General features: G+C 68.6%; 15 protein-coding genes. 8 read left to right on the top strand and 7 right to left on the bottom strand.

The features are described from left to right. Window positions 1-130: 130 nt before the first annotated feature. The 6 genes from RMP09_RS21065 to RMP09_RS21040 form a co-directional block, all read right to left on the bottom strand. A complete protein-coding gene (locus RMP09_RS21065) occupies window positions 131-766 on the bottom strand; it encodes a DUF4136 domain-containing protein (RefSeq protein WP_310567933.1) in 636 nt (211 codons plus the stop codon). Between the two features lie 137 nt (window positions 767-903). Continuing rightward, window positions 904-1833 carry a tRNA 2-thiocytidine(32) synthetase TtcA gene (ttcA, locus tag RMP09_RS21060; protein WP_310567932.1) on the bottom strand — a complete coding sequence of 310 codons (930 nt, stop codon included), beginning with the start codon at window positions 1831-1833 and terminating at the stop codon, window positions 904-906. 1 nt (window position 1834) lies between these two features. Continuing rightward, a complete protein-coding gene (locus RMP09_RS21055; protein ID WP_310567931.1) occupies window positions 1835-3034 on the bottom strand; it encodes an ATP-binding protein in 1200 nt (399 codons plus the stop codon). Between the two features lie 66 nt (window positions 3035-3100). Continuing rightward, complete coding sequence (locus RMP09_RS21050; protein WP_310567930.1) at window positions 3101-3283, bottom strand: hypothetical protein; 183 nt, start codon at window positions 3281-3283, stop codon at window positions 3101-3103. 16 nt (window positions 3284-3299) lie between these two features. Further along, a complete protein-coding gene (locus RMP09_RS21045) occupies window positions 3300-3683 on the bottom strand; it encodes a dihydroneopterin aldolase (protein ID WP_310567929.1) in 384 nt (127 codons plus the stop codon). A 20-nt stretch (window positions 3684-3703) separates the two neighbouring features. Further along, window positions 3704-4495, bottom strand: a complete 792-nt coding sequence (locus RMP09_RS21040) for an SDR family oxidoreductase (protein WP_310567928.1) — start codon at window positions 4493-4495, stop codon at window positions 3704-3706. 55 nt (window positions 4496-4550) lie between these two features. On the opposite strand from RMP09_RS21040, the gene RMP09_RS21035 reads away from it, so the two are divergent. From RMP09_RS21035 to RMP09_RS21000, 8 genes are all read left to right on the top strand, one after another. Then, complete coding sequence (locus tag RMP09_RS21035) at window positions 4551-5702, top strand: class I SAM-dependent methyltransferase (protein WP_409559769.1); 1152 nt, start codon at window positions 4551-4553, stop codon at window positions 5700-5702. A gap of 133 nt (window positions 5703-5835) precedes the next feature. Further along, window positions 5836-6030: a DUF2905 domain-containing protein gene (locus tag RMP09_RS21030; protein WP_310567927.1), complete on the top strand. Its 195-nt coding sequence runs from the start codon at window positions 5836-5838 to the stop codon at window positions 6028-6030. 65 nt (window positions 6031-6095) lie between these two features. After that, the gene (gene trxC / locus RMP09_RS21025) at window positions 6096-6539 is read left to right on the top strand and encodes a thioredoxin TrxC (protein WP_310567926.1); all 444 of its coding nucleotides are present in this window, start codon (window positions 6096-6098) and stop codon (window positions 6537-6539) included. Between the two features lie 116 nt (window positions 6540-6655). Continuing rightward, a complete protein-coding gene (locus tag RMP09_RS21020) occupies window positions 6656-7645 on the top strand; it encodes a glucokinase (RefSeq protein WP_310567925.1) in 990 nt (329 codons plus the stop codon). Window positions 7646-7812: 167 nt separating this feature from the next. Then, window positions 7813-9063, top strand: a complete 1251-nt coding sequence (locus RMP09_RS21015) for an ABC transporter substrate-binding protein (protein WP_310567924.1) — start codon at window positions 7813-7815, stop codon at window positions 9061-9063. 228 nt (window positions 9064-9291) lie between these two features. After that, the gene (locus RMP09_RS21010; RefSeq protein ID WP_310567923.1) at window positions 9292-10170 is read left to right on the top strand and encodes a sugar ABC transporter permease; all 879 of its coding nucleotides are present in this window, start codon (window positions 9292-9294) and stop codon (window positions 10168-10170) included. Then, window positions 10160-11020, top strand: a complete 861-nt coding sequence (locus tag RMP09_RS21005) for a carbohydrate ABC transporter permease (protein ID WP_310567922.1) — start codon at window positions 10160-10162, stop codon at window positions 11018-11020. Before RMP09_RS21010 ends, RMP09_RS21005 begins: the two co-directional genes overlap by 11 nt. Window positions 11021-11028: 8 nt before the next feature. Next, the gene (locus RMP09_RS21000; RefSeq protein WP_310567921.1) at window positions 11029-12129 is read left to right on the top strand and encodes an ABC transporter ATP-binding protein; all 1101 of its coding nucleotides are present in this window, start codon (window positions 11029-11031) and stop codon (window positions 12127-12129) included. Between the two features lie 577 nt (window positions 12130-12706). Here RMP09_RS21000 and RMP09_RS20995 read toward each other — a convergent pair. Continuing rightward, entirely contained in the window at window positions 12707-14071 is a 1365-nt protein-coding gene (locus RMP09_RS20995) for a sensor histidine kinase (RefSeq protein ID WP_310567920.1), read from the bottom strand. Between the last annotated feature and the right edge of the window lie 32 nt (window positions 14072-14103).

Raw genomic sequence — 14103 nt, 5'->3', positions numbered from 1 at the left:
GGCCCGTCCGACCCCACCACGCTCCGCCGCTGCGCGGGTCGCTGCCCCCCGGGGGCTGGGCCTGCCTTGGGGGCGGCCCGGCGGCTAGCCCGTCTGACCCACACCACGCTTCGCCGCTGCGCTGGCCGGCCTAGCGTGGGACTTCGACGTTGACCTGCCTGGCCCCTGCGGGCGGGTTGGGGAAGTCGCGCAGCGCGGCGTCGAGCATGGCGCTCCAGAGTTCGGGGCTGCTGTTCCAGCGGCCGTCGTGGCGGGCGCTGGTTTCGTAGACCACCTGGCCGGTGGACGCCTGCCGCACCAGCAGCGACACCTTGCGCTCGTGGTACGGGATCTCCATGCGCATGAACATCGAACCGCCCCAGCCGCCGTTGACGCTGTGCAGGCCCCAGCCCCAGCCGGGGCCAAAGCCGTCCCAGGGGTCTTCCCAGGGCGCGCGCGGCAGCTGGAGGGCGCCGGCCGACACCTGCACCGTCCACGGCGCGGCGGTGTGGGCGGGCGCCAGGTTCCAGCCGGCACGGGCCAGGGCGGCGCGGGCCAGGGCTTCCAGTTCGTCCTGCGAGGCGGCGGCCTGGCCTTCGCGCTGCGAAGGCAGGCGCTCGAAACGGTAGGTCTGCGGCGCGGCCGGCGCGTTGGCGCTGCCCCAGCCGGCAAAACTCTGCACGTGGTTGTCCACCAGGTAGACGCTGGCGCAGCCGCCCAGCAGCAGGCTCAGACCCAGGGTGCCGCCCAGCAGGGTGCGGCGGATGGCGGGGGGGATGCGGCTCATGCGGGGTCCTCCTCAGGTTGGGTGCCTCGGGGCGGCCCGGCGGCAGGTCGGTTCAGTCCCCCACGCTCCGCCGCTGCGCGGGTCGCTGCCCCCAGGGGGGCGGATCTGCCTTGGGGCGGCCCGGCGGCAGGTCGGTCTCAGCCGACGGCGATCGGTATGACCGTGCGCGGGGCCGGTGCGTTCCCTTCGTCGGTGTCTGCGTCCTCGTCCACCACCCGCGGCGGCGGTTCCAGCGGTTCTTCGTCGAAGGCCAGGTCGCCGTCTTCCACCGGCGCGCCGGTGGTCTTGAGGGTCTGGAAGGGGTGGAGCGTGCGGTCCATCAGGTGGCTGGGCACCACGTGCTGCAGGGCGTGCAGCATGTTCTCCAGCCGGCCGGGGAACTGCTTGTCCCAGTCGCGCAGCAGGTTGCCCACCTGCTTGCGCTGCAGGTTTTCCTGGCTGCCGCACAGGGTGCAGGGGATGATGGGGAACTGCCGCGCCTCGGCCCAGCGGATCAGGTCCTTCTCGGGCACGTAGGCCAGCGGGCGGATCACCATGAACTCGCCGTTGTCGCTGACCAGCTTGGCCGGCATGCCCTTGAGCTTGCCGCCGAAGAACATGTTCAGGAACAGGGTCTGCAGCATGTCGTCGCGGTGGTGGCCCAGGGCGATCTTGGTGCAGCCCAGCTCGCGCGCCACGCGGTAGAGGATGCCGCGGCGCAGGCGCGAGCACAGGCTGCACATGGTCTTGCCCGGCTCGATCTTCTCCTTGACGATGGAGTAGGTGTCCTGCGTCTCGATGTGGTGCTTGATGCCGAGCTTGGAGAGGTATTCCGGCAGGATGTGATCGGGGAAGCCGGGCTGCTTCTGGTCGAGGTTGACCGCGATCAGCTCGAAGTTGATGGGCGCGCGCTTTTGCAGCTTCATCAGGATGTCGAGCAGGCCGTAGCTGTCTTTGCCGCCCGAGAGGCAGACCATCACGCGGTCGCCTTCCTCGATCATGTTGTAGTCCACGATGGCGCGGCCGACCTCGCGGCACAGGCGCTTTTCGAGTTTCTTGATTTCGAAGGCGGTTTTTTCAGGGGTCATGTCATTTCTCGGTGCCGCGCCAGGCGTCGCCTGGAAGAATGCGTTGCATGAAAGCGCCGAACATCGGCACGGTGAAGGCGGTGTCGCCGTGGTTGGGGCTCCACACCATGCCTTTGTGGATCAGGGTGCTGCGCGTGGGCGCCAGCGACGAGACCTTTTCGGCCAGCACGTCGGCGATGTCGCCGGAGCGGTGCGGTCCCTCGCCCAGCTCGGCCATGGCGCGCAGGTATTTTTTCTCTTTCGGGGTGCAGCGGTCAAAGCGCACGCGGAAGAACCCTTCGTCCAGCGCGGCGAGCGCGGTCACGCTGCCCTTGATCACATCGGCCAGGGTGATGGGGCTGGCCTCGGCCGCCAGCCAGGTGTGGCTGCCCCAGGCCTGCAGAAAGTACGGGTAGCCCTGGGTCAGGCGCAGCAGTTCGGCCAGCGCTTCGGGCGTGATGGCCACGCCCTCGTCGGCCAGCGGCTTGCTCAGCGCCAGCGTGGCCGCCTCGGTGCTCAGCGGGCCGATGAAGGGAAAGTCGAACAGGCGTTCGGCGTACGACTTGGCGTCGCCCATCTGCCCGCGCAGCTGCGGCAGGCCGGCGCCCACCAGCACCACCGGCAGGCGGCGCTGTTCGGTGCGGTGCAGGGCGGTGATCAGGGCCGAGAGCTGGGCCTCGGGCACGTACTGCAGCTCGTCGATGAACAAGGCCAGCGCCGTGCCCGCCGCCTGGGCGGCCAGGCCGGCCTGTTCCATCAGGGCCTGCAGGTCGTGTTCCAGGTCGCCGTTGTCGGCCAGACCGGGCTCGGGCTCGTGGTCGATGCCGACCTCGATGTCGTGGTACGTGAGCTTCAGGCCTTTGGCAAAACCGGCCAGCGCGCGCAGGCCGCGGATGGCCAGGGCCTTGGCGCTTTCCAGTTGCGACAGGCGCAGCAGGGCCTGGCGCAGCTGCGGCGCCAGCAGGGCGGGGAGCGATCGGCCCTCGGGCGCCTCGATGCGGATGGTGTGGATGCCCGAGCCCTCGGCGGCGTCGCGCATGCGGTCCAGCAACACCGTCTTGCCCACGCCGCGCAGGCCCACCAGCATCGCGCTCTTGGCCGGGCGGCCGATGCGCGCGCGCTCGATGGCGACGTGCACCGCGGCCAGCAGGGCGTCGCGCCCCGCCAGCTCGGGCGGCGGGGTGCCGGCGCCGGGCGCAAAGGGGTTGCGGATGGGGTTCATGCCCGCGATTGTACCGAGATTAGAAAAGTTATCTGAAATGGATAACTTGTCAAAAATCGCTTGATCTCAGTGCCCCGCAAAAAACTGCAGGTAGACCGCGTAGACAACGGCTATGCCAAGCAGCAGATAGATCAGGCTCGCCTCAATGTCGAAAGACGAGGCGGGTCTTTTAAGAACGAATGTGCTCAGGAGCCACCCCAAGGCAATCCACACCATCAGCGAGGCGCCGATGAGTACGACGTGGCTCATCGGTCATCCTCGAACGTCACCACCGCCCGCTTTCCATGCGGATGGCGACCTCGCAGTCCTCGAAAATTTCCAGCTTGGCGATCTTCACCCGCACGCCGACCACGCCGGGCAGCTGCATCAGTCGCCGCGTGAGCTTGCCGATCAGGCTCTCCAGCAGGTTCACGTGTTCGGCCGTGCACTCGTCGATGATGATCTGCCGCACCTTGCGGTAGTCCAGCACATGGCCGATGTCGTCGTCGTGCGGCAGCAGGGGCTGCGGGCCCTGGTTGAGCTCGGCGTCCACCTGAATCGGCTGCGGAGCGGTCTTTTCATGGTCCAGGATGCCCAGGTTGGCGTCAAAGCGCAGGCCGGTCAGGGTGAGGATCTGGTTGCCCGAGTGGGTGGGGGTGTTCGTGGACATGTCGGTGCGCCGGTGGGCGTTCACATCAGGGAAAAGTCGCGTTCAAAGCGCATCAGGTGCTGGCCGCCGTCCACCAGCAGCGTGGTGCCGGTGATCGAGCGGTTGGCCAGCGCAAAGGCCACGGTGGCGGCCACGTCCTCGGGCGTGGACGAGCGGCCCAGCGGCGACTGCCGGTGCAGGGCCTGGAACTTTTCGTCGCTCAGCAGGTGGCTGGTGAGCGTGAGGCCCGGCGCCACACCGACCACGCGCACGCGCGGTGCCAGCGCCAGCGCCAGCATGGTGTTGGCCGCCTCCAGCGCCGCCTTGGACAGGGTGTAGCTGAAGAAGTCCGGGTTCTGGTTCCACAGCTTCTGGTCCAGCAGGTTGACCACCGCGCCGTCGCGGCCATCGCCCGCCGCCAGCAGGTGGGCGTGCAGCGCCTGCGCCAGCAGGATCGGGGCGCCGGTGTTGCTGCGCAGGTGGGTGGCCATGGCGTCGAAGCCGAAGCTGGCCACGTCGTCGTGTTCAAACAGCGAGGCGCTGTTGACCACCGCGTCGAGCCGGCCCAGGCGTTGCAGCACCGCCGGCACCAGGGCGCGCACGGCGGCCTCGTCGGCCAGGTCGGCGGCGAAGGTGGCGGCGCTGCCGGGGCGGCCGCTGGCGGCGGCGCAGTCGGCCGCGGTCTGCTGCGCTTCGGCGGCCGACAGGCGGAAGTGCACCGCCACCGACCAGCCGGCGCGGGCCAGCGTGAGCGCGATCTCGCGGCCCAGGCGTTTGCCGGCGCCGGTGACCAGCACGGTGCGGTGGGGCGAAGAGGGGGGCGTGTCGGGCATGTGAAGGGGGCGCCGGTCCGGGGCGACCCGGGGGTGATCAGGGACAATCGGCCGGGTGAACACCGACCCTGTGAACCAAGCCGCGAGTTTAACGAGCCCCCTGCTGGCGCGGGTGCATGAGGCGATCCGCGCGGCCGGCGGCTGGCTGCCGTTTGACCGCTTCATGGCCCTGGCCCTGTACGAGCCCGGGCTGGGCTATTACGCCAACTCCTCGCCCAAGTTCGGCCTGATGCCCGGCGGCGTGGCCGGGCAGGGCAGCGACTTCGTGACCGCGCCCGAGCTGAGCCCGCTGTTCGGCCACACGCTGGCGCGCCAGGTGGCGCAGGCGCTGGCCGCCACCGGGACCGACGAGGTCTGGGAGTTCGGCGCCGGCACCGGCGCGCTGGCGCTGCAGGTGCTGGACGCGCTGGCCGACCTGGGCCAGGCGCCGCGGCGCTACACCATCGTGGACCTGTCGGGCACGCTGCGTGCGCGCCAGCAGGCCACGCTGGCCCGGCACGCCGAGCGCGTGGTCTGGGCCGACCGCCTGCCCGACGCGTTCGAGGGCGTGGTGATCGGCAACGAGGTGCTGGACGCGATGCCGGTGCAGCTGCTGGTGCGCATCGGCGGCCAGGCCGACGGCCGCTGGTACGAGCGCGGCGTGGTGGCGGGCGATGCCGGCGCGCTGGGCTGGGCCGAACGCCCGACCGCGCTGCGCCCGCCGCTGGACATCGAAGGCCCGCACAACTACCTGACCGAAATCCACCCGCAGGGCGAGGCCTTCATCCGCACCCTGGCCGAGCGGCTGCGGCGCGGCGCGGCCTTCTTCATCGACTACGGCTTCCCCGAGGCCGAGTACTACCACCCGCAGCGCCACATGGGCACGCTGATCTGCCACCGCGCGCACCAAAGCGACGACGACCCGCTGGCCGATGTGGGCGAGAAGGACATCACCGCGCACGTCAACTTCACCGGCATCGCGCTGGCCGCGCAGGACGCCGGCATGACCGTGCTGGGCTACACCGGCCAGGGGCGTTTCCTCATCAATTGCGGCCTGCTGGACGTGGCGAAAAACGCCGACGTGCGCGAAAGCGCCATGCTGGTCAAGCTGGTGAACGAGCACGAGATGGGCGAGCTGTTCAAGGTGATCGGCCTGGCACCGGCGGGCAGCGAGACCGGCTGGGAGGCGATGGGCTTCTCTGCGGGCGACCGGACACACAGACTATGAAACACCCCCGCCACGCTTCGCGTGGCCCCCTCCAGGGGGCGGCCCCTGCGGCCCGTCCTGAGCCTGTCGAAGGGCGGTTCCGCGGCGCCACTGGGTCAAGCCCTTCTATGGCACAACCATCCGGGGGGCGAGTTTGATCCGCTGGATGATCGTCATCTTCCTGGCCCTGCTGCTGATCAGCTGGTTTTCGCCGCTGCTCACCAAGCTGGGTTTCGGCAAGCTGCCGGGCGATCTGCGCTTTCGCCTGTTCGGGCGCGAGTTCTTCTTGCCGTTCACCACGACCATCCTGCTGAGCATGGTCGCCAGCCTGATCGGCAAGCTGATCTGATACCCCACAGGGTGTCTTGAAAAGCGTGGGGGCGGCCGCATGTGGGCGTTACGAGGAGTGTTTCCATGTCCACCGATCCCCTGCACATCGTCTGCCCCCACTGCCACACCACCAATCGCGTCGCGGCCGCCGACCTGGCCGGCGCGCCCGATTGCGGCAAGTGCCACCAACCGCTGTTCAACGGCCACCCGGTCGCGCTGGACGACGAAGCCGCGTTCGACAAACACATCGCCCGCTCGCAGGTGCCGGTGCTGGTGGATTTCTGGGCGCCCTGGTGCGGCCCCTGCCGCATGATGGCCCCGGCTTTTGAACAGGCGGCGCAGCAGCTGGAGCCGCACATGCGCCTGGCCAAGGTGAACACCGAAGCCGTGCAGAACCTCGCGGTGCGCCACAACATCCGCAGCATCCCGACCCTGGCGCTGTTCGTGAACGGGCGCGAGGTCGCGCGCCAGCCCGGCGCCATGGGCGCGGCCGACATCGTGCGCTGGGCGCGCTCGCAGCTGCGCTGACGCCCGTACCGGGGCAGGGGCCGGTCTTGTAACTATGTTACGTGGCCGGTATCATCGCGCCGCAGTGCGGGGCTGGGTCCGGTTGTGAACCGGCGGCGCCCGCCGTCCGAACCGCCATGCCCCTGACCACCGCTTCCGCCCGTCCTTTCCCCCGCCTGCTCGCCGACGTCGGCGGCACCAACGCCCGTTTCGCCTGGCAGGCCAGCGCCGGCGCCCCCATCACCGACGTGCGCGTGCTGCCCTGCGCCGATTACCCCACGCTGCCCGCGGCCATGCACGCCTACCTGGGCGGCCTGAACCAGGGCCGCCCGCAGGCCGCGGCCATCGCCATCGCCAACCCGATCACGGGCGACGAGGTGCGCATGACCAACCACCACTGGGTGTTCTCGCAATCGGCCGTGAAGGCCGAATTCGGCCTGCAGACCTTGCAGCTGCTCAACGACTTCACCGCGCTGGCGCTGGCCCTGCCGGTGCTGCCGGCCGACGAGCTGCGCCAGGTCGGCGGTGCTGCGGTCGTGCCCGACGCACCGATCGCCCTGCTGGGCGCCGGCACCGGCCTGGGCGTCTCGGGCCTGCTGCCCGACCGGCGCGGTGGCTGGCTGCCGATCGAAGGCGAGGGCGGCCACGTCACCCTGCCCGCGGTCAGCGCGCGCGAGCGCCTGGTCATGGATGGTCTGATCCAGCGTTATGGCCGCGCCTCGGCCGAGCGCCTGCTGTGTGGCCAGGGCCTGGTGGACGCCTGTGCCATCCTGTGCGCGGCCGACGGTGTGCCCGAGCGGGCCCTGGGCAGCGCGGCCGAGGTGACCGATGCGGCGCTGGCCGGCCAGCTGCCGCAGGCGGTGGAAGCGCTCACCCACTTCTGCGCACTGCTCGGTTCGGTGGCCGGCAACCTGGCGCTCACCCTGGGCGCGCGGGGCGGGGTGTTCATCGGCGGCGGCATCGTGCCGCGCCTGGGCGACGGCTTTGACCGCTCGCCGTTCCGCCAGCGCTTCGAGGCCAAGGGCCGGTTCAGCGCCTACCTGCAGCCCATCCCGGTCTGGGTCATCACCTCGCGCCAGTCCCCGGCGCTCATGGGCGCCGCCCGCGCGCTCGACGCCGACCATTGACCGGCGTCAAACACCGGCGTCTTCGGTGACCGGTACGGGTTTGTCCTGATGGTCTTCGTCATTAATTAATGAAATATTAACGACCGAGACGGCATGGTGCCGTCTCGCTCAATGCCGCGCCTACTCAAACCACACGCGGCCATTTCATATTTTTGGATGGGGACATCATGATGAAACTCTCGAAACTCGCCACCGCCGTCGCCTTTGTGATGACCGGCTCCGCCGCTGTTGCCGGCGAGGTGGAAGTCCTGCACTGGTGGACTTCCGGCGGTGAGGCCAAGTCGGTCGGCGAGCTCAAGAAGATCATGCAGGGCAAGGGCCACACCTGGAAGGACTTCGCCGTGGCCGGCGGCGGTGGCGATGCCGCCATGACCGTCCTCAAGAGCCGCGTGGTCGCGGGCAACCCGCCGGCCGCCGCCCAGATCAAGGGTCCGGCCATCCAGGAATGGGCCAACGAAGGGGTGCTGGCCAACCTGGACGCCGTCGCCAAGGCCGAGAAGTGGGACAGCCTGCTGCCGGGCGTGGTCGCCAACGTCATGAAGTACAAGGGCAACTACGTGGCCGCCCCGGTCAACGTGCACCGCGTCAACTGGATGTGGGCCAACGCCAATGTGCTGAAGAAGGCCGGCGTGGCCGGCACGCCCAAGACCTGGGACGAGTTCTTCGTCGCGGCCGACAAGGTCAAGAAGGCCGGCCTGGTGGCCGTCGCCCACGGTGGCCAGAACTGGCAGGACTTCACCACCTTCGAATCGGTGGTGCTGGGTGTCGGTGGCGCCAAGTTCTACCAGGACGCCCTGGTCAAGCTCGACCCCAAGGCCCTGACCAGCCCGACCATGACCAAGTCGCTGGAGACCTTCCGCAAGATCAAGGGTTACACCGACGCCGCCGCCCCGGGCCGCGACTGGAACCTGGCCACGGCCATGGTGATCCAGGAAAAGGCCGCTTTCCAGTTCATGGGTGACTGGGCCAAGGGCGAGTTCACCGCCGCTGGCAAGGTGCCGGGCAAGGACTACATCTGCGCCGCTGCCCCGGGCACGGGCAACGCCTACACCTTCAACGTCGACTCGTTCGCGATGTTCAAGCTCAAGGACGCCACCGCCCAGAAGGCCCAGGGCGACCTGGCTGCCGCCATCATGGGCAACGAGTTCCAGGAAGTCTTCAACCTGAACAAGGGTTCCATCCCGGTCCGCCTGGGCATGAAGATGGACAAGTTCGACGACTGCGCCAAGCTCTCCAGCAAGGACTTCGTCGACACCGCCAAGAGCGGTGGCCTGGTGCCCTCCGTGGCCCACGGCATGGCCATCAGCCCGGCCGCCGAAGGCGCCATCAAGGACGCCGTCAGCCAGTTCTGGAACGACGACAAGATCTCGGTTGCCGACGGTGTGAAGAACATCGCCAAGGCCGCGACCACCAAGTAAGTCCCGTCCCCTGACGCCAGTACAAGCCCATCCCCGGTGGATGGGCTTGTTGGGCCACGCGGAACCCGTCCCGCGCGGCGTGGGCATCCCGGCAACGGGTGGGTTGCAGCGTTGCAAAGCCTCGTCGGGTCAATTGGCCCGCCTGCGTTGTGCGCCTTGCATCCAGCACCGGTGCCGGGCGCCCACCTCCACGGTGACAGGTGCCACGTGGCCCGTTTTGGAACTCCCATGAAAAGCTTCGAGAACCTGCTGCCCAAGCTGGTGATCGCGCCCAGCTTCGTGCTCGGCTTCGCGTTCATCTACGGGCTGATGATCTGGAACGGCGTGCTCTCGCTGACCGGATCCCGCATGCTGCCCAACTACGAGACCTTTGTCGGTCTGGAGCAGTACGTCCAGCTCTGGTCCATGGACCGCTGGTACGTCGCGCTCAAGAACCTGGGCATCTTCAGCGCGCTCTATGTCGGCGGCTCCATGCTCGTCGGCATGGTGCTGGCGATCTTTCTGGACCAGAAGATCCGTGCCGAAGGCTGGCTGCGCACCATCTACCTCTACCCCATGGCGCTGTCGTTCATCGTGACCGGCACGGCCTGGAAGTGGATCCTCAACCCCAGCGACGGGCTGCAGAAACTGATGCACGACCTCGGCTGGACGACCTTCAATTTCGACTGGCTGGTGCAGTCCGACTACGCGATCTACTGCGTGGTGATCGCCGGCATCTGGCAGTCGGCCGGCTTCGCGATGGCGCTGTTCCTGGCCGGCCTGCGCGGCATCGACGACAGCATCATCAAGGCGGCCCAGATCGACGGCGCCTCGCTGCCGCTGATCTACTGGCGCATCATCCTGCCGATCCTGCGACCGGTGGTGTTTTCGACCATCCTGGTGCTGTCGCACCTGTCGATCAAGAGCTTCGACCTGGTGATGGCCCTGACGGCCGGCGGTCCCGGTTACGCGACCGACGTGCCCGCCACCTTCATGTACACCATGAGCTTCACCCGCGGCCAGATCGGCCTGGGCGCGGCCAGCGCCACCATGATGCTGGCGACCGTGGCGGCGATTGTTGTTCCCTACCTCTACAGCGAACTGCGGAGCAAGCCCCATGACCGCTAAATCCCTGACCTTCGGCCGGGTGTTCACCTACGGCCTGCTGCTGGTGGCGGCGCTGTTCTTCCTGGCGCCGCTGTACGTGATGGTCGTCACCTCGCTCAAGGACGCCGACCAGATCCGCAACGGCAACCTGCTGAGCCTGCCGACATCGCTGAACTTGGAGTCCTGGGCCCTGGCCTGGAGCAGCGCCTGCACCGGGGTGGACTGCCGCGGCCTCAAGCCGTACTTCATGAACTCCGTGTTCATGGCGGTGCCCGCGGTGCTGATCTCCACCGCCTGGGGCGCGATCAACGGCTACGTGCTGAGCATGTGGAAGTTCCGCGGCTCCGAGGTGCTGTTCGGCTTCCTGCTGTTCGGCGTGTTCATGCCGTTCCAGGTGGTGCTGCTGCCCATGAGCCAGGTGCTGGGCTGGCTGGGGCTGTCCAGTTCCATCGCCGGGCTGGTGCTGGTGCACTGCCTGGCCGGCATGGCCGGCACCACGCTGTTCTTCCGCAACTACTACACCGCCGTGCCGCGTGAGCTCGTCAACGCCGCGCGCATCGACGGCGCGGGCTTCTGGCGCATCTTCTGGCGCATCGTGCTGCCCATGTCCACGCCCATCATGATGGTCACGCTGATCTGGCAGTTCACCAACATCTGGAACGACTTCCTGTTCGGCGTGGCCTTCAGCGGCGCCGACAGCAAGCCGGTGACCGTGGGCCTGAACAACATGGCCAACACCACCAGCAGCGTCAAGAACTACAACGTGGACATGGCCGCGGCGATCATCGCCGGCCTGCCCACCATGCTGGTCTACGTGCTCGCGGGACAGTACTTCGTCAAGGGTCTGACGGCCGGCGCCGTCAAAGGTTGAATCACATCATGGCTTCTCCACTGCACATCAAAGGCATCCGCAAGGCATTCGGCAAGGGCGACAAGACGGTCGAGGTGCTCAAACGCATCGACATCGACGTCGCCCCGGGCGAGTTCCTCATCCTGGTCGGCCCCTCGGGCTGCGGCAAGTCCACGCTGCTGAACATCATTGCCGGCCTGGAAGAGCCGACCGAAGGCGAACTGCACATCGGCGGCAAGAACGTGATCGGCATGGCGCCGGCGCAGCGCGACATCGCCATGGTGTTCCAGAGCTACGCGCTCTACCCCACCATGACGGTGGCCGACAACATCGGCTTCGCGCTGGAAATGCGCAAGGTGCCGGCCGACGTGCGCAAGAAGCGCATCGACGAGGTGGCCGCCATGCTGCAGATCGGCCACCTGCTGGACCGCCGCCCGGCCCAGCTCTCGGGCGGCCAGCGCCAGCGCGTGGCCATGGGCCGGGCCCTGGCGCGCGACCCGCAGCTGTTTTTGTTCGACGAGCCGCTGTCCAACCTGGACGCCAAGCTGCGCGTGGAAATGCGCGCCGAGATCAAGCGCCTGCACCACGTCAGCGGCATCACCACGGTGTACGTGACGCACGACCAGATCGAGGCCATGACGCTGGGCAGCCGCATCGCGGTGATGAAGGACGGCATCCTGCAGCAGATCGGCACGCCCGACGAGATCTACCGCCGCCCGGTCAACACCTATGTGGGCGGCTTCATCGGCTCGCCGACCATGAACTTCATCAACGGCCGCGTCGAGCGCGCCGGTGAAGGCGGGCGCTTCGTGTTCGAAGGCGGTGCGCTGGACCTGCCGTGCCCGGAAGGCCCGCTGGCCACGCTGGGCCAGCGGCCCGAGCACGTCCACCTGGGCGACGGCGCCGACTGGCGCGGCGAGGTGGTGCTGGTGGAGCCCACGGGCGCGGACACCTATGTGGTGGTCAAGACGGCGGTGGGCCTGATCACGGTGCGCGAGGCGGCCAACACGCGGGTGGCGGTGGGCGACAACGTGGGCATGACGGTGAGCGGTCGGCACAACAACTGGTTCGACCAGTCGACCGGTGTGCGTCTGACCTCGATGGACGCTTCTTCTCTCTTCGTTGGCTGAAGTGGCTTGGCCGGGTCTCGGCCCGGCGGCCGACTCACTTTCTTTTGCTTCGCCAAAAGAAAGTAAGCAAAGAAAAGGCGAGCCGAAGTCCGGGCCGCTGCGCGGTGCCTTGCGCTGCTCGGTTCGCCCGGGGTGCGCGCAAACTCGCTTCGCTCAAACATGCGCGCTCCTTCTCCGGGCGCCCCTGCGCTGCTCAGCCCGGCCTTGACGGCGTGGGGAGCGGGCTTCCCTTCCGACGAACGGGCCTCTACTTCCTCTGCTTATGGGACAGGTCATTGGTAAGGGCATCGAACTGGATCGCGATCCGCGACGCATGAAGTGGTCTGGCCCCAGCCGCGCAGCGTATGGGCACCACGGTACCGGCGCGAAGTGCCTTGATCCAGTGCCCCCCGTGGAACCGGCTTCGCCGGGCCACAGGGGGCGTCCCCCTCCAAGCGCCGAAGGCGCGCTAGAGAGGGGGCTGAGGACCGCGGCTCCCAAGCCTGCCTGCGCAGGCTTGGACGGGACGAAGAGACATCGCCTCTGGCGATGTCGCGGCCTGCAAGGCGCGCGTCAGCGGCGCAGGGGGTGCTTCACCTCACACCAGCCGCAACTCGATCCGCAGCCCCTGCGGCTGCAGGCTCTGCACCGTGGCCTCGCCGCCGTGTCGGTGGGCGATCTCCTGCACGATGGCCAGGCCCAGGCCGCAGCCGCCGGGGCGTTCGCTGGCGCGCCAGAAACGCTGGAACACGTGGTTCAGGTCGTCGGCAGACAGGCCCGGGCCGTTGTCTTCCACCGCCAGCCGCGCGCCGTCGGGGCCCGGGTGCACGCGCAGGGTGATGCTGCTGCCGCGCGGGGTGTAACGCAGCGCGTTGTCGATCAGGTTGCTCATCGCTTCGCGCAGCTGCAGCGCATCGCCCTGGATGTGCAGGTGCTCGTCGCCCTCGTAACCCAGGTCCATGCCGGCGGCCAGGGCGCGCGGCGTCCATTCGCGCGCCACGTCGCGTGCCAGCGCGGCCAGGTCCAACGGTTCACGGCGCACCTGGCTTTCGGTGCGGGCCAGCGTCAGCAACTGGTGCACCAGGTGGGCGCTGCGTTCGGCGCCGGTGTGCACCTTGGCCAGGCGCTGGGCCAGCGCCGGGTCGCTGGTCTGGCGCTGGGCCAGTTCCACCTGGCTGATCAGGCCGGCCAGCGGCGTGCGCAGCTGGTGGGCCGCGTCGTTGAGGAAGCGCTTTTCCTGCTGCACGCTGCGCGCCACCTCGCCCAGCAGGCCGTTGATGGCCTGCACCAGCGCGTGCACTTCGCCGGGGGCCTGTGTGGCGCCAATGGGCGAGAGCGCGTTGACCGAACGGTTCTCCAGCTGGGCCGTCAGCCGCGTGAGCGGGGTCAGGCCGCGCTGGATGCCGCCGTACACCGCCAGGCTCAGCAGCACCCCCAGCGCCAGCAGCGGCGCCAGCATGTCGGCCACCAGTTCCCCGGCAATGCGCTGCTGCACCGCCAGGCCCTTGGCCACCTGCACGCGCAGCGTCTGCGGCGCATCGGTTTCGCCGTAGCTCACGTCCATGGCCACAAAGCGCATGGGTTTGCCGTCGATGGTGGCGGTGTAGAGCAGCGGATCGCCTTGGGCGGCGGGCAGGGTGTCGGGCTGCGGCAGGCGCTGGTTGCCCAGCAGAAACTGCCCCGGCGGCGAGGACACCATGTAGCTCACGCGGTCGTCGGGGTCGGCCTCCAGCACGTCCTGCGCCGCCCGCGGAAAGTCCACCAGCAGGCCCGAGCCGACCGGCTTGACCTGGCGCGCCAGCGAGCGCACCGACTGCGTGAGCGACTGGTCGATGCCCTTTTCGGCGTAACTGAGCGCGAAGCGGTAGGCCAGCAGGCCGCCGCCGGCCCACAGCACCAGCTGCGGCAGCAACAGCCAGAGCAGCAACTGGCGGCGCAACGAGGGACGGGCAGATGGGGTCATGGGCAGGGCGTGTCAGCGGTGCGGCACCCACA

Source organism: Hydrogenophaga sp., from assembly GCF_031426985.1.
Lineage (GTDB): Bacteria > Pseudomonadota > Gammaproteobacteria > Burkholderiales > Burkholderiaceae_C > Hydrogenophaga.
Note: the sequence above shows the minus strand (reverse complement) of the source record. Positions and strands in the feature narration are given on the sequence as shown.